We start from the raw sequence: 15,977 nt of genomic DNA, 5'->3' as shown, positions 1-15,977 counted from the left end.
AAGAGTGTCACAGCGCAGGTCAATTCCCGGTCATACCTCGTGCAGACAGCAGATGAGAACGAGTGAAAGGAACGTCCCCATGAAGGTCGTAGTGATCGGCGGCACCGGACTGATCGGCTCGAAGGTCGTCAGCAAGCTCGACGAACACGGCCACGAGGCGGTGGCGGCCGCCCCGAACACCGGCGTCAACACGCTGACGGGCGAGGGCCTGGCCGAGGTGCTGGAGGGCGCGGCCGTCGTGATCGACGTCTCCAACTCGCCCTCCTTCGCGGACGACGCCGTCATGGAGTTCTTCCGTACCTCCACCACCAACCTCCTCAAGGCCGAGGCGAACGCCGGTGTCACCCACCACGTCGCCCTGTCGGTGGTGGGTACGGAACGGCTCCAGGAGAGCGGCTACTTCCGTGCCAAGCAGGCACAGGAGGAACTGATCAAGGCCTCCGGGATCCCGTGGTCGATCGTGCATGCCACGCAGTTCTTCGAGTTCATGAAGGGCATCGCCGAGTCGGCGACCGAGGGTGACACCGTCAAGCTGGCCCCGGTGAAGATCCAGCCCGTCCATTCGGACGACGTCGCCGCCACCGTGGGACGCACCGCCGTCGGCACGCCTGTCAACGGTGTGGTCGAGGTGGCCGGTCCCGACACCTTCCAGCTGGACGAGCTGATCCGCAAGGGGCTGGCCGCCAAGAACGACCCGCGTACGGTCGTCGCCGACGTGCACGCCCCGTACTTCGGTGCCGAGTTGCGGGAGACCACGCTGCTTCCCGGCCCGGACGCCCGCATCGGCGAGACCCGTTTCGTCGACTGGCTCGGCCGGCAGCAGTAGACGCTTCTTCATGGGCCTGTCGTGCCACGCACCGTGGCACGACAGGCCCATTTTTTACGGCGCCGTAGACCAACCGGCGCGCAAGGCCGATTCCGCATCCACGCCGATGAAAAGTCCTCCGAAAAAGCACTGTCACAGCGTCCTTGGTCTTTCGGTCGTTGAGGGGGAGACGATCGCCGGGTCTGTGAGCGCCTCGTGGCCGCATTCCGACAACCCGGGCCCCGGAGGAACGGAGTCAGAGGGACATGTATCCAGAGGCATCCCCCACAGAGGCACCCCCCGCGGACCGGAACCTCGCCGAGGCCGTCACCACCTTCCTGGAACTGCGGCCCCGGCTCTTCGGTATCGCCTACCGCGTCCTGGGCAGCGCGACGGAAGCCGAGGACGTCGTGCAGGAGGCATGGCTGCGCTGGCAGCGGACCGACCGTTCGGCGGTGGTCAGCCCCGCGGCGTTCCTGTCGAGCACGACGACGAGGCTGGCCATCAACGTGGCACAGTCCGCCCGCGTGCGCCGCGAGACCTACATCGGGCCCTGGCTGCCCGAACCCATCGACACCAGCATCGACCCGGTGGCCGGCGCCGAACGCGCCGAGGCCCTGGAACTCGCCCTGCTCCTCGTCCTCCAGAAGCTCACACCCATCGAACGGGCCGCCTACGTGCTGAGGGAGGCCTTCGTGTACGGCTACTCGGAGATCGCGGAGATCCTGCGCCTCACCCCGGTCAACGCCAGGAAGATCGTGAGCAGGGCGCGCAAGCACCTCACGGACGACCAGCGGGACAGTGTCGACGCCCAGGAGCACCGCAGGCTGCTCGATGTCTTCGTCGCGGCCGCCCAGGAAGGGGACGTGGCCGCGCTGGAAGCGCTCCTGACGCCTGACGCGGTCAGTCTGTCCGACAGCAACGGGCTGCGCGGCGCGGCCCGCGTACCCGTCGTCGGTCGTGCCCGGGTGGCGAACCTGTCGACCGCCTCGTCACGCTTCTGGCCGACGGTCGAGATCGCACCCGTGCAGGCCAACGGACGCGCCGGGGTCCTGCTGTACCGGGACGGCCGACCCGCCACCTTCATGACCATCGCCGCCACAAGGCGGGGGATCCACCGGGTTCTGTGGGTGTTCACCCCCGACAAGATCGCCGCCTTCCTCGGATCCCGCGCCCACCGCGCGCCCCTGCCCGAGCGTCCCGTGGACGCCCTGGCCCGTGAACTCACCTGGGAAGGGAGCGGTTCCAGCTACGCAGCTTGTCGGGGTTGAGAACCACCCAGACCTGAAGGACCAGCGAGTCCGCGATGTCCAGGGTCAGCACCGCGGCGACCTGGCCGTCGAACCGGGCGACGAGGCCGGTGCGCCCGTTGACCGATCCCGTGCGCAGGGTCACACGCCGCTGTCCGGCCAGCAGGACCAACAGGCTGCGGGCGACCTGCTCGTCGCCGCGGACGGGCCGGGCCAGGGCCCGGATCTTGCCGCCGCTGTCGAAGAAGGCCGTCGCGTCGGGGGCCAGGAGCGACCGCAGTCGGGGGCCGTCCTGATCGCTGCACGCCTGCCGCACGGCAACAGTGATCTCATGCTCGCGACGCGCCGACACGGGCCGCGCACGCCGCGCACCCACACTCAACAGGGCCCGCTCGACCGGTTCCACGTCCTCGCCGCGCAACGCCCGCCGGGCCTGGATCTCCCGCTCGTCCCCGCCGGGCCGGGCCGGCGCGGGTCGCGTCAGACATGCCTCGTCCACGACCTGGGTGAGCCAGACGCGCGGGGACGGCATCCGGACCCGCTCCGGATCGGTGAGGCGGTACCACCGCCGGTAGGCCTCGTCGACGACGCGTTCGGCCGCGACGCGGCTGCCGAGCGCGCGGCAGGCGACGTCCAGCAGGTGCCGCCGTTCGTCGAGCGACTCGGCGAGCGGTACCGCGCCAACGACATGATCCATGGAGCGACCCCCACGCCGACGAGAGTCCGGAGCCGCAGCCGCCGCGACGGCATGACTCAGACGTTACCCGCCCCTGTCCGTACCCGGCTGGTCGGCCGGCCTGAGAGAGACAGAAGCTGCGGCATGATTTCACAACACACCAATGATGTGCCACTTAGTGTCACGTCTTCGTCGCCGCGGAGACATCCGACGGGTCCGCCATCCGGAGCCGGGCGGGTGGCGGATGCGGCAGGGCCTCGCGGTCACGGGCCCGCAGTCCGTCGAACGTGATCTCCAGGAAGCGTTCCCATGCCCGCGGTTCACGGTCCAGCAGCGGCTGGGCGGTCTGGTGGATGCCGCCGAGGAGCAGCACGATGTCGGTCCCGGTGATGTCACCGCGGACGGCTCCTTGTTCTCTGGCCCGGGCGGTGAGGTCCTCGACCGTGTCGCAGAGCCGGTCGATCGCCTCGCGTACGTCCGCGTGCTGTAGCGAGGGCCGGCCGATGACGTCGCAGAACGCGCGGTCTGCGGCGAGCAGGCCGATGCCGTGCCCCATGAAGTCCTTCAGCGCACGGCCGGCGTCATCGGCGCGCAGGAGCCGGTCCGCCGTCTCGGACAGCCGGTCGAGCAGTTGCGTCATGATCGCCGCGAGAAGGTCGTCCTTCGTCGGGAAGTGCCTGAACACCGTGCCCTTGGCGACGCCGGCCCGCTGGGCGATCGTGTGCATCGACACATCCACCCCGCATTCGGCGAAGGCCTCGGTGGCCGCTCGCAGGAGCAGCCGCCGATTGCGCACGCTGTCGGCCCTGGTCTGCACTGCCGCTGTTCTCCCGGCCATGACGCCTCCCTCTACGTGTCACAACATTGACACTGAACATGACTCGCGGGTCATTTTCAGTGTTACTCTGGCACAACGTGACCCCTCGGTCATCTTCTCGGGCCGCCCCGTCCTGTCCTCGCACACGACAGAGCCTGCCCGTCTCACCCCACTACCCCTTTCGGAGTTGGCATGAGTTCCGTTCTCGATCCCAAGATCGTCCTGGTCACCGGCGCCTCGTCCGGCATAGGCAGGGCGACCGCTCTGGCGCTGTCGAAGGCGGGGGCCACCGTGGCCGTCGGTGGCCGCAGGACCGACCGGCTCGAGGCACTGGCGCAGGAAGCGCCGGGGGAGATCCTCGTCCTGGACATGGACGTCAGCGACCCCGAGTCGGTGCGCGAGGCCGTCGACCGGACCGTCGAGCGCTTCGGCACCCTCGACATAGTCGTGAACAACGCCGGCATCATGCTCACCGGCCCCGTCCTGGACGCCGATCCCGCGGAGTGGACCCGCATGGTGGAGACCAACCTGCTGGGCTCCATGTACACGGTGCACGCCGCGCTGCCCCACCTGCTGCGCTCACGCGGCGCGGTGGTGCAGATCTCCTCCACCTCGGGCCGTGTCTCCTCGGCCGGTGCCGCGGTCTACTCCGCCACCAAGTTCGGCGTCAACGCCTTCGCCGAGGCGCTGCGCCAAGAGGTGACCGAGCAGGGGGTCCGCGTCGTCGTCGTGGAGCCGGGCTTCGTCTCGACCGAGTTGGCCGACCACATCACGGACCCCACCAGGCGTGCCGCGGTCAGGACCATGGCCGAGTCGATGCGGACCCTTCAGCCGGAGGACATCGCGGCCGCGGTGGTCTACGCCGTCACACAGCCCGACCACGTCGCGGTCAACGAGATCCTCGTACGCCCCACCGACCAGTCCCGCTGATCACCCCTGATCACCGCTGATCACCGCTGATCATCCGCGGGCCGGCACCCGCCGCCCCGCACCACCTGCTTGCAGCCGGGTACGGGCACGCCGGCCGTCACAGTCGGGCGCCCCGCGCGGTCTGAGTTTCGGGAGGCGCAGGTCGTGCCTCTGCCCGTACCGCGGCTGAGAGGCAAGCATGAACACGCGCATCGTTACCGTGGCCGAAGGAAAGCAGCTCGCGCGCTCCGTGGCGATCGGTACACACCGCCTGACGGCCGACGAGCCGGAACCCGTCGGCACCGACACCGGCCCCACCCCGGGCGAACTCCTCCTGGCCGCGCTCGGAACGTGCACGTCCATGGCGGTGCGGGCCTACGCGCAGCGCCACGCATGGCCGCTGGACCGGGTGGACGTCGCGGTCCGCTTCGACGCACAGGGGCAGGTGGTCAAGAACGTCGGACTCGTCGGGGAGTTGACCCCCGCGCAGCGGGACCAGCTCCTGGCGGTCGCGGGACGCTGTCCTGTCCATCGGCTGCTGACCAAGGACGTCACGATCATCACGGTGCCCACGCTGCTCGCGGAGCCCGCACCGCTGCCGTGACACGTCAGGCCCACACGAGAACGCGGGGTGTGGGGTCCGGTTGCGAAGCCGGACCCCACCCCCCGCGTCCGTCAGGCGCGGGCCTCCGGCGCTCAGGCGGTCGCCTGCGCCGCCTCGTTGATCAGACGGGCCACGTCACCGGGGCGCGAGACGCTGACCGCGTGGGAGGCGGAGACCTTCATGACGGAGGCTCCGGCCCGCTCGGCCATGTAGGTCTGCGCCTGCGGGGGGATGTTCCGGTCCCCGTCCGCCACCAGCACCCACGAGCGAATGTCCCGCCACGCGGGCGCGGACGCGCCTTCCGCCAGCGCGGCATCGGCCACCGGCCGCTGTGTCGCGGCCATGACGGCCGTGGTCTCCTCGGGGACGTCGGCGGCGAACTGCTCGTGGAACTTGGCCTGTTCGATGTACAGGTCCATGACCTGCCTGCCGTCGGGCAGCGTCACCGGCACGGGCCGGAGCGTGTCGCCGAGGGTGCTGCCGGGGAACTTGCCCGACAGGGTGACGGCGCTCTCGCCCTCCTCCGGCAGGAACGCCGCGACGAAGACGAGCGCCTTGACCTCGGGCAGCCCTTTGGCCGCGTTGCTGATGACGGACCCGCCGTAGGAATGGCCGACGAGGACGACGGGGCCCTCGACGGACGTCACGATCTGCCGGACGTAGTCGGCGTCGGTGGTCAGTCCGCGCAGCGGATTGGCGACGGCGATCACCGGATAGTCGTGCGCGAGCAGCTTGTCGACGACGCCGTTCCAACTGGAGGCGTCCGCGAACGCGCCGTGTACGAGGACGATGGTGGGCTTGTGTGCACTCATGGAAAACGGCCTTTCGACGTGTCAGGGAGGTGGTCGGGTGTGCGGTGTCAGTCGGTTCCGAGAGCCTTGCGCAGCACGTGGACGGCCTGCTCGATCGCGGCGGTCGACGCCTGGGTGCCACGGACCGTGTTCAGCATCATGAAGTCGTGCAGGGAGGCGTTGTAGCGGACGCCGGTCGTCGGCACACCGGCCTGGACGAGCTTTCGGGCGTAGGCCTCGCCCTCGTCGCGCAGCACGTCGTTCTCGTCGACGACGACGAGCGCCGGCGGCAGGTCCCGGAGGTCTTCCAGTGTGGCCCGCAACGGCGAGGCGGTGATCTGGGCGCGCTCGGCGGGGTCGGTGGTGTAGGCGTCCCAGAACCATTCCATGGCCTTGGCCGTCAGATGCGGGCCGTGCGCAAAGGTCCGGTAGCTCTCGGTGTCCTGGGCCGCGTCGGTGACGGGGTAGTACAGCGACTGGTGCACGAAGGACACGTCGCCCCGCCGCTTGGCCATGTGGGTCAGCGCGGCGGTCATGTTTCCGCCGACCGAGTCACCGGCGACGGCCAGGCGGGAGGCGTCGAGCCCTTCGCCGGCGCCCTCGGTGGTGATCCACCGGGCGGTCGCGTAGGCCTGCTCGACGGCGACCGGGTACTTGGCCTCCGGGGAGCGGTCGTACTCGACGAAGACCAGGGCGGCGTTCACCCCGACGGTCAGCTCGCGCACGAGCCGGTCGTGCGTGCCGGCGTTGCCGAGGATCCAGCCGCCGCCGTGCACGTAGAGGATGACAGGCAGGGGGCCGGTGCTGCCGACGGGCTTGAGGATGCGCACCCGCACGTCGCCGACCTCCGCCGGAACGGTGATCCACTTCTCGTCCACGTCGGGCTTCTCGATCGGCTGCGCCTGCACGTCGTCGAGCAGCTTGCGCGCGCCCTCGACGCCGAGCTCGTACAGCAGCGGCGGCTTGGCGGTCGCGTCGGCGAATTCCTGCGCGGCGGGCTCGAGAACGATGTCGCTCATGGTGTGATCCTTCTCCGGGCGATCAAGGAGGACTTTTCACACTATGGGACCAGGCCCGCAGCAGATGTGTGACACCAGAGGTCCCGGGCCGTCGAGCGCGGCCCGGGACCGGACGCCGGGGCAGGGGCTAGGAACGGAGTGCGCCGGGCTTCGGCAGCGGCTCGCCGTCCACGAAGAGGTCGACGTGCTCGTTGTAGAAGGCCGTCAGGCCCGCGATGCGGTTGGCGTGGATGGTCGGGAAGTCGTACGCCCAGGCGATGTCCTCGTGGGCGGCGGTGGCGCCGTCGTACGACCAGTAGCCGCTCGTCGTTCCCTTGTACGGGCAGCGGGTCACCGTGTCGGTCCGCCGCAGTCGGGTCCAGTCGACGTGCGCGCGGTCAAGGTAGTAGCGCGTCGGCAGGCCGGTCTCGAAGAGTTTGACGCACGTCGGCGCCTCCGCCAGGACCACGCCCTCCAGCTCGACGCGGACGCTGCTGGAGGAACGCACGGCGTCCACCCGCGAGTACGGGCTCCTGGGGTGGACGAAGACGGGTTCGTCCTCCTCGAACCAGTAGTCGATGGCCGGCCACTCGAAGCGCACCGTGCCCTGGAGCGGCGCCGGGGCGTCCTTCCCCCACACCCAGGCGGCACCGGGGCGCGAGACCCCGCCCACGGACAGGGTGTGCCGGTGTGCCGTGCCCGCACCGTGCTCCTCGGCCACCCCTTCGTCGTCGAGGACGCCGTCGACGAGGTCCCGCACCGGGATGCTGAACTGCGGATAGGCCTGCCACTCCCAGACGTACAGGGCGCGCCGCGTGTCGAAGACGGTGCGACCGCCGATCACGCCCCTGACCCGGCGAGGCACCGGCTCCACGTGCCCGACAGGCACGAGGAAGCTCGGATGCAGAACACTTTCGGTTTCCATGGTCATCACCTGAGTCGGTCGAAGGTTGCGCGCCCGTTCGGACCGGACGCGGCGAGGGTGTGCGCCCGGGACGCCCGCATCCTCGGGCCGTCACGGACCGTCGGGTTCGTCCGGCGCCGACGCGCCCAGCGCTGAGCAGGGCTTGTTTCGCTGTCACAGCAGGTGGCGAGGGCCGGTCTGTGCGGGGAGACAGTCCGCCGGGGAGAGGAGATCACGCCGTGCGAACGCACACCCATTATGACGCCACCACTCATGACACTAACAAGACAACCTTCTCATGCACACTGTGCACACTGTCGCCGAGGGCGGGACCCGGCGGCGGCCAGGCCCGGTGACGCGCCGGAACCCACCACCCGGTACCTCCAGCCGCGCCCGACCGGAACCGCGGCTCCCCTCTCCTGCGGCCCCCAACCGCTCCTTCGTCGGAGGATTCGCATGTCAGCCCTGCCCCTGCTCGCCCCCCTGCGACGCGTCACGACCGACGTGCTCGAAGTCGCCTATCACGAGACGGGCTCCCCCGACGGTGACACCGTCGTCCTTCTGCACGGTTTCCCCTACGACATCCACAGTTACGTGGACGTGGCTCCCCTGCTGGCCGAAGGCGGATTCCGCGTCATCGTCCCCCACCTGCGAGGGCACGGCCCCACCAGATTCCTCTCCGACTCCCTTCCCCGTTCCGGCCAGCAGGCGGCCCTGGGAGCCGACGTCATCGCGCTCCTGGACGCCCTCGGCATCGAGCGCGCCTACCTCGCCGGCTACGACTGGGGCGGCCGAGCGGCCACGGTCGCCGCGGCGCTGTGGCCCGAACGGGTCCTCGGCCTGGTCTGCGTCAACGGCTACCTGATCCAGGACATCGGCGCCGCCATGAACCCCGTCACCCCCGAACGGGAGGCGGGCTTCTGGTACTTCTACTACTTCCTCACCGAGCGCGGCCGCACCGGACTCGGAGCCGATCCACGGGGCGTCGCGCGGGTCATCTGGAAACGCAACTCCCCCGTGTGGGCCTTCGGCGAAGCCGAACTGGAGCGGGCCGCTGAGGCCTTCACCAATCCGGACTACGTCGACGTCGTCGTCCACTCCTACCGGCACCGGCTCGGCCTGGCACCGGGCGCGGACGCGTACGCCGAGCTGGAAGCCCGCCTCGCCGGCCTTCCTCCGATCACCGTCCCCACGGTCACCCTGGACGGCACCGCCGACGGCAACTTCCCGGCGACCGACGGGTCATCGACCGCTCACCACTTCACCGGCCCCCGCCTGCACCTTCAGGTCGCGGACGCCGGCCACAACCTGCCGCAGGAACGCCCCGAGGCGTTCGCCGCGGCGGTACGGGACGTACGGGCCCTGCGACGGGGACACCCCCGCCACGACTGCCTCACCCACTGACACCCGACCGCGCGGCACCGCTGCCCATCGCCGCGCCGACGTCACATCGGACCGTGCCCACCGGTCATATCGAGTGCGGGCGGGCACGCGGCCGCCCGACCGCTCCAGGAAAGGAAACCACCATGTCGTACCCCTACCCGGAACAGAAGTACTTCGGAGACGACGGCGAGGTCAGCGCCGTGTTCCGGCCTGCCGACACCCCACCCGACCTCGGCGAGAGCGGGCCGGGCAAGGACGCCACCCACTATCTGGCCACCACCACGACCACCCGCGGCGAGTTCGGGCTGTACCGCGTCGAGATGAGGCCGCGGGCCGGCGGCCCGAAGACGCACTTCCACAAGCGGATCTCGGAGTCGTTCTACATCCTGGACGGCACCGTGCGCATCTTCGACGGTGTGCGCTGGGTGGACGCCCGCAAGGGCGACTTCGTGCACGTGCCGCAAGGCGGGCTGCACGCCTTCCGCAACGACTCCGACGCACCGGCGGACATGCTTCTGCTGTTCACACCGGGCGCGCCGCGTGAGGAGTACTTCGAGCAGGTGTCGCAGCTGGCGCACGCCTCGGAGGAGGAGCGCTCCGCGTTCTTCGACCGGCACGACTCCTACTTCGTGGAGTAGACCCACCCTGGTGTCCCGCGGCGCCCGCGCCCGCCCCGCGGTCGTGGTCGCGGGACACCGGCCGTCCGGTCCACCCGCGCCGCACCGTCCGACGGCCGGCGGCATCCGCCACCCCCTCCCGTCTCGCCCGCCCCATGCCTTGAGGAAGGCCGCCCATGAGTGTTTCGTCCCGGCCCGCCGCGCCCCCGTCGACCAGTGAGCTCGACCAGCTTCCCGACCCGGACCGCGAGGAGACCGCCGAGTGGCAGGCCTCCCTCGACGCCGTCATACGCCACGCCGGACCCGATCGGGCGGTGTACCTGATCCGGCGCGTGCACGAGTACGCGGCCCGCGCCGGCCTGTCCGTGCCGGGGCTGCTCACCACGGACTACGTCAACACCGTCCCGGCGGCCGCGCAGCCGGCGTTCGACGGCGACATCGCCATGGAAACCAGGATCACCGCCCTGAACCGGTGGAACGCCGCGGCCATGGTCACCCGCGGCTCCCGGCTCGGCCTGGGCGGACACATCTCCACCTACGCCTCGGCGGCCTGGCTGTACGAGATCGGCTTCAACCACTTCTTCCGCGGCAAGGAACAGGACGGCTCGGGCGACCAGTTGTTCCTCCAGGGGCACGCCTCGCCGGGCATCTACGCCCGGGTGTTCCTCGAAGGCCGCCTGAGCGAGCAGCAGTTGGACGGCTTCCGGCGCGAGGCCGGCGGTCACGGCCTCCCGTCCTACCCGCACCCCAGACGCCTGCCGTGGCTGTGGGAGTTCCCGACCGTGTCCATGGGCCTCGGCCCTCTTGGTGCCGTCTACCAGGCACGCTTCAACCGCTATCTGAAGGCCCGCGGCATCAAGGACACCTCCGCCTCCCGCGTGTGGGCCTTCCTCGGCGACGGGGAGACGGACGAGCCGGAGGCGACGGCCGCCCTGACGCTGGCCTCCCGTGAGGGCCTGGACAACCTCACCTTCGTGATCAACTGCAACCTCCAGCGTCTCGACGGACCCGTGCGGTCCAACTCCAAGATCGTGCAGGAGCTGGAGGCCCGGTTCCGCGGGGCGGGCTGGAACGTGGTCAAGGCCCTGTGGGGCGAGGCCTGGGACCCGCTGCTGGCCCAGGACACGACCGGCGACCTGGTGCGCCGCCTGGGCGAGGAGCCCGACGCCCAGATGCAGACCTTGGCCGCGCGGGACGCCGCCTACATCCGCAGGAACTTCTTCGCCGGAGACGCCCTGTCCGCACTCTCCGCCACCCTGAGCGACGCCCAGGTGGTGGAGCTCTTCGCGGATTCCCGCGGTGGGCACGAGCCGTTGAAGGTGTACGCCGCCTACCGGGCCGCCGTCGAACACCGGGGGGCACCGACGGTGATCCTCGCCCAGACGGTCAAGGGGCACACCCTCGGGTCGGCGTTCGAGTCCCGCAACGCCAACCACCAGATGAAGAAGCTGACCATGACGCAGTTCCGCGAGCTGCGCGACGCGCTGGACCTGCCCATCCCCGACAGCGCCCTCGCCGGTGACGTCGTCCCCTTCTGGCATCCGGGGGAGAACTCGCCCGAGGTGCGGTACCTGCGCGAGCGGCGCGCCGCGCTGGGCGGTCCCGCCCCCGCGCGCCGTGTGATCGCCAAGCCGCTGCCGGAGCCCGCCCCGCAGCCGTTCGAGGCGCTGCTCAAGGGCTTCGGCCACCAGGAGGTCGCCACCACCATGGCGTTGGTCCGCCTGGTGAAGGACCTGATGCGGGACGGCCGCACCGGCGCCCGCTGGGTGCCGATCATCCCCGACGAGGCCCGTACCTTCGGCATGGAGTCGATGTTCCCCACGGCAGGCATCTACTCGCCGCGGGGCCAGACCTACGACCCCGTCGACGCCGACCAGCTGCTGCACTACAGGGAGAGCGAGACCGGGCAGCTCCTCGTCGAGGGCATCACCGAAGCCGGTTCCATGGCCGAGTTCACCGCCGCCGCGACCTCGTACGCCACCCACGGCGAGCCGATGATCCCGTTCTACATCTTCTACGCCATGTTCGGCTTCCAGCGCACCGGCGACCAGTTCTGGGCTCTCGCCGACCAAATGGGACGCGGGTTCGTCGTCGGCGGCACCGCCGGACGCACCACCATGACCGGCGAAGGTCTCCAGCACGGCGACGGCCACTCGCACCTCCTGGCCGCCACCAACCCGGCGGCCGTCAGCTACGACCCGGCCTTCGCGTTCGAGATCGCGGTCATCGTCCGCGACGGCCTGCGCCGGATGTTCGGGGAGCGGCCCGAGAACGTCTTCTACTACCTCACGGTCTACAACGAGCCGAAGCCCCAGCCGCCCATGCCGACGCTGCCCGGCATCGAGGAGGGCATCGTCCGCGGCCTGTACCCGTTCCGGCCCGGCGACCCCGCCGTGTCCGGCCCCCGGCTACAGCTCCTGGCCTCCGGCACCGCCGTCCACTGGGCACTGCGCGCGCAGGAACTGCTCGCCGCCGACTGGAACGTGCGCGCCGACGTCTGGTCGGTGACGTCCTGGACGGAGCTCCGCCGGGACGCGATGGACGCCGACACCGCCCGCACGCGCGGCGAGACACGTGTGCCCTTCGTGACCGAGGCGCTCGCCGGTGCGCCGGGTCCGGTGCTGGCCGTCAGCGACTGGATGCGCCAGGTCCCCGACCAGATCGGCCAGTGGATCGAGCAGGACTACTACTCACTGGGCACGGACGGATTCGGCCTGTCCGACACCCGCGAGGACGTACGGCGCTACTTCCGCGTGGACGCCGAATCGATCACCGTGACGGCCCTGGACCGTCTGGCACGGGCCGGACAAGTGAACCCCGACACCGTCGACCGCGCCCGCAAGCACTACGGCCTGGACACCTGACGGCAGTCTTGTCGAGCATCGTCGTCGGCGAGAAGATCGACGAGAGCACGGCGTTCGAGGACACACGCTGACGCGACGGCGGTGGTCACGGACACGCCGGACACGACCGCCCACGGTCCGGCAACACACGTCGGCCGGCCCCACCGCAGCTCCACCACGGCCCGACACGACGCCACTGCCCGGAGTCCCACCCACGAGGTGACCAGCGGCGCAGATGAGTTGTGTGGCCGAAGACCAGATATATACGCTCGCAGCCGGGGGTGTTCATGAAAGGCAAGAACCCGGGCCTCCTGCACGGGCGGCAGAGCGAGCGAGCGGTGCTGGACCGGCATCTGGCCAAGGTGCGTGACGGCCACAGCGCGGTCCTCGTGCTGCGCGGCGAGGCCGGTATCGGCAAGTCCGCCCTGCTGGAGTACGTGGCCGAGACCGCCGAGGGCTGCACCGTGGTGCGCGCGGCGGGGGTCGAGGCCGAGATGGAGCTGGCCTTCGGGGGTCTGCACCAGCTGTGCGCGCCCTTCCTCGACCGCCTCGGGCACCTCCCCGATCCGCAGCGGACGGCCCTGGAGACCGCCTTCGGGCTCAGCGCGGGCACTCCCCCGGACCGGTTCCTCGTGGGGTTGGCGGTCCTCAGCCTGCTCGCCGACGTCGCTGAGGAGACGTCGCTGATCTGTCTCGTCGACGACGTGCAGTGGCTCGACCGCGTCTCGGCCCAGATCGTCGGGTTCGTCGCCCGGCGTCTGATGGCTGAGCGCGTGGGGCTGATCTTCGCCGTCCGCGAGGCGGACGGCGAACGCGCCCTGCAAGGGCTGCCCGAGCTCACCCTCGGGGGGCTGAGCGAGCCCGACGCCCGCGCCCTGCTGACCTCGGTGCTTCCCGGCCGGTTCGACGAGCCGGTCCGCAGCAGGATTCTCGCCGAGGCACGCGGCAATCCGCTGGCGCTGCTGGAACTGCCCCGCAGCACCTCCGCGGCCGACCTCGCGGGCGGCTACGCCTCACCGTCGATGGGGCCGCTCGTCGGCAGGCTCGAGCACAACTTCAGCCTGCGCGTCGAGGAACTGCCCCCGCAGACGCGGCGGCTGCTGCTGCTCGCGGCGGCCGAGCCCGTCGGCGACGTCTCACTGCTCCGCCGCGCCGCGGACATCCTGGGCGTGCCCATGAGCGAGGCCTCCCCCGCGGTGGCCGCGAACCTGCTGGAAGTGCGCACACGGGTCCAGTTCCGGCACCCGTTGGTGCGCTCGGCCGTCTACCGCGCGGCGGGACCGGCCGAGCGCCGGGAGGCGCACCGGGCACTGGCCGAAGCCACGGACACGCGGTCCGACCCCGACCGCCGCGCCTGGCACCTGGCGCGCGCCGCGGCGGAGCCAGACGAGGCCGTGGCGGACGAACTGGCCCGCTCGGCCGACCGCGCGCAGGCGCGTGGCGGCATCGCCGCGTCGGCCGCCTTCCTGGAACGAGCGGCCGAGCTGACGCCTGATCCCGCCCGCCGCCACGGCAGAGCGCTGGCAGCGGCCCGGGCCAAGTACCTCGCCGGGGCGTTCGACGCCGCGCTCGAACTGCTGAACGTGGCCGAGATGGGCGCGCTCGACGATCTGCAACGCGCCCAGGCCAGCCTGCTGCGCGGGCAGATCACCTTCGGATCCCGCAGTGCCGGCGCCACCGTGCCGCTGCTGCTCACGGCGGCCCGCGAGTTCGAGCCGCTCGACGCCGGCATCGCGCGCGAGACCTACCGGGACGCGTTCTACGCGGCCCTCACCGCGGGCCGTGTGTCCAGCGGCCCCGGCCTCGAGGAGGTCGCCCGGGCGGCACGCACCGCGCCCCCGACGGCACACCCCGGACCTACCGACCTCTTCCTCGACGGCCTGGCCATGGCCACCACGGACGGCTACGCGGCGGGCGCCCCGATGCTGCGCCGTGCACTGAACACGCTGCGGTGCGGCGGCTTCACGGTGGAACAGTCGCTGGGCTGGCTCCCGTTCGCCTGCCGCATGGCCCACAGCGTGTGGGACTTCGACAGCTGGAGCACCCTGTCGGCCAAGCTCGTCGGTCTGGCACGGGAGACCGGAACGCTGTCCGTGCTGCCCTCGGCGCTCCTGCTGCGGCTGTCGAACCGGGTCTTCGCCGGTGATCTGGCCGACGCGGACTCGCTCGCCGCGGAGGCGGTGACGATCGGCGAGGCCACCGGCAGCCACTTCCTCGCGCACTACGGGGCGTTGGTGATCGAACCCTGGCGCGGCCGCGAGACCGAGACGCTGCGGGCGATCGGGACGATCACCGGCGACCGGACCCTCAGCGGCGAGGGAAAGGCGCTCACGGCTCCCCAGTGGGCGCTGGCCGTGCTGTACAACGGCCTCGGCCGGTACGAGGAGGCCTGCGCCTCCGCCGCCAAGGGCTGCGAACATCCGCAGGAGCTGGGGCTCGCCCTCTCCTCCCTGGTCGAGCTGGTGGAGGCGGCGGCCCGCAGCGGGCAGCGGGACCTCGCCGTCGAGGCCGCCGGTCGCCTCGCGACCATCTGCCAGGCCAGTGGCACGGCCTGGGCGACGGGCACCTCCGCGACGGCGCGTGCCCTGATCAGTGAGGGGGACACGGCCGACGCCCTGTACCGGGAGGCGATCGCCCGCCTGGAGAGCACCCCGGTGCGAATGGCGCTCGCACGGACCCGGCTGCTGTACGGCGAGTGGCTGAGCCGCGAGAACCGCCGCGCCGAGGCCCGGGACCAGCTGGCCCGCGCCCACGAGATCCTCGACCGGGCCGGCGCGGAGGCGTTCGCCGAGCGCGCCCGCCGGGAGCTGGAGGCCGCCGGGGAGACGGTGCGCAGGCGCGACACCGGCACCGACGAGGCGCTCACGCCTCAGGAGGCCCAGATCGCCCGGCTGGCCGGCGAAGGGCTGACCAACCTCGAGATCGGCGCGCAGCTGTTCCTCAGCCCGCACACCATCGAGTGGCATTTGCGGAAGGTGTTCACGAAGCTCGGGATCCGGTCCCGCAAACAGCTGGGCGCCGTGCTGCCGGGCGGGGCGGCGACCCCGGCCTGACCCCCGGGGGCCGCGCCGACGGCGGGGGTGCGATCCACGTCCCGCGCCGTGCCGCGCCGTGCCCCGTCGGGAGTCCGCGCAGTCCGCACGAGCGGCCTCCCCGCACGCGAAGCGCCCACGGACCGCTCTGACCATGGTCCGTGGCCACGGGCCGTCCGGGGGCCGGGACCGGACGGCGACAGGACCACAGGGGCCCGAGGCGGCGTGGGGGACCAGGGGCGGCCCCATGGGCGTCCGGGCCAGGGGTGGCTATGGCAGGCCCCAAGGGCGTCCGAGCCAGGGGGTGGCTATGGCAGGCCCCAGGGGCGTGGGGGCCGGGGGCAGGCC

Annotated in this window: 13 protein-coding genes; 8 read left to right on the top strand and 5 right to left on the bottom strand. The window is 71.2% G+C overall.

What is annotated here, in order from left to right:
* The first annotated feature begins 79 nt into the window (after nt 1-79).
* Together AAW13_RS39080 and AAW13_RS39075 are read left to right on the top strand one after the other, a co-directional pair.
* Nucleotides 80-826, top strand: coding sequence for an SDR family oxidoreductase (locus AAW13_RS39080; protein ID WP_046733168.1), 747 nt, complete (start codon nt 80-82; stop codon nt 824-826).
* 245 nt (nt 827-1,071) lie between these two features.
* Entirely contained in the window at nt 1,072-2,076 is a 1,005-nt protein-coding gene (locus tag AAW13_RS39075) for a sigma-70 family RNA polymerase sigma factor (RefSeq protein ID WP_079179143.1), read from the top strand.
* On the opposite strand, the gene AAW13_RS39070 is transcribed toward AAW13_RS39075, so the two are convergent.
* Entirely contained in the window at nt 2,030-2,752 is a 723-nt protein-coding gene (locus tag AAW13_RS39070) for a sigma-70 family RNA polymerase sigma factor family protein (protein WP_046733167.1), read from the bottom strand. The genes AAW13_RS39075 and AAW13_RS39070 overlap by 47 nt on opposite strands.
* A 160-nt stretch (nt 2,753-2,912) precedes the next feature.
* The gene (locus AAW13_RS39065; protein ID WP_046733166.1) at nt 2,913-3,569 is read right to left on the bottom strand and encodes a TetR/AcrR family transcriptional regulator; all 657 of its coding nucleotides are present in this window, start codon (nt 3,567-3,569) and stop codon (nt 2,913-2,915) included.
* Nucleotides 3,570-3,740: 171 nt separating this feature from the next.
* Between AAW13_RS39065 and AAW13_RS39060 the strand changes: the two genes are divergently transcribed.
* A complete protein-coding gene (locus AAW13_RS39060; protein ID WP_046733165.1) occupies nt 3,741-4,478 on the top strand; it encodes an SDR family NAD(P)-dependent oxidoreductase in 738 nt (245 codons plus the stop codon).
* A 178-nt stretch (nt 4,479-4,656) separates the two neighbouring features.
* Nucleotides 4,657-5,061, top strand: a complete 405-nt coding sequence (locus tag AAW13_RS39055; RefSeq protein ID WP_046733164.1) for an OsmC family protein — start codon at nt 4,657-4,659, stop codon at nt 5,059-5,061.
* Between the two features lie 92 nt (nt 5,062-5,153).
* Here the strand turns inward: AAW13_RS39055 and AAW13_RS39050 are convergent, their stop codons facing one another.
* The 3 genes from AAW13_RS39050 to AAW13_RS39040 all read right to left on the bottom strand — a co-directional run bounded on the left by AAW13_RS39050 (nt 5,154) and on the right by AAW13_RS39040 (nt 7,775).
* Nucleotides 5,154-5,873 (bottom strand): alpha/beta fold hydrolase, encoded by a 720-nt coding sequence (locus tag AAW13_RS39050; RefSeq protein ID WP_046733163.1) that lies wholly within the window; start codon nt 5,871-5,873, stop codon nt 5,154-5,156.
* 47 nt (nt 5,874-5,920) lie between these two features.
* A complete protein-coding gene (locus tag AAW13_RS39045) occupies nt 5,921-6,871 on the bottom strand; it encodes an alpha/beta hydrolase (RefSeq protein WP_046733162.1) in 951 nt (316 codons plus the stop codon).
* A gap of 127 nt (nt 6,872-6,998) precedes the next feature.
* A complete protein-coding gene (locus AAW13_RS39040) occupies nt 6,999-7,775 on the bottom strand; it encodes a DUF427 domain-containing protein (protein WP_046733161.1) in 777 nt (258 codons plus the stop codon).
* Nucleotides 7,776-8,210: 435 nt separating this feature from the next.
* Here AAW13_RS39040 and AAW13_RS39035 point away from each other — a divergent pair, with 435 nt between their 5' ends.
* The 4 genes from AAW13_RS39035 (at nt 8,211) to AAW13_RS39020 (ending at nt 15,650) form a co-directional block, all read left to right on the top strand.
* Nucleotides 8,211-9,158 carry an alpha/beta fold hydrolase gene (locus AAW13_RS39035; protein WP_046733160.1) on the top strand — a complete coding sequence of 316 codons (948 nt, stop codon included), beginning with the start codon at nt 8,211-8,213 and terminating at the stop codon, nt 9,156-9,158.
* A gap of 122 nt (nt 9,159-9,280) precedes the next feature.
* Nucleotides 9,281-9,775: a cupin domain-containing protein gene (locus AAW13_RS39030; RefSeq protein ID WP_046733159.1), complete on the top strand. Its 495-nt coding sequence runs from the start codon at nt 9,281-9,283 to the stop codon at nt 9,773-9,775.
* A 155-nt stretch (nt 9,776-9,930) separates the two neighbouring features.
* Nucleotides 9,931-12,618: a pyruvate dehydrogenase (acetyl-transferring), homodimeric type gene (gene aceE, locus AAW13_RS39025; RefSeq protein ID WP_046733158.1), complete on the top strand. Its 2,688-nt coding sequence runs from the start codon at nt 9,931-9,933 to the stop codon at nt 12,616-12,618.
* 266 nt (nt 12,619-12,884) lie between these two features.
* A complete protein-coding gene (locus tag AAW13_RS39020) occupies nt 12,885-15,650 on the top strand; it encodes an ATP-binding protein (RefSeq protein WP_046733157.1) in 2,766 nt (921 codons plus the stop codon).
* The last annotated feature ends 327 nt before the right edge of the window (nt 15,651-15,977 follow it).

It is taken from the genome of Streptomyces humi (assembly GCF_001005085.2).
GTDB lineage: Bacteria > Actinomycetota > Actinomycetes > Streptomycetales > Streptomycetaceae > Streptomyces > Streptomyces humi.
Note: the sequence above shows the minus strand (reverse complement) of the source record. Positions and strands in the feature narration are given on the sequence as shown.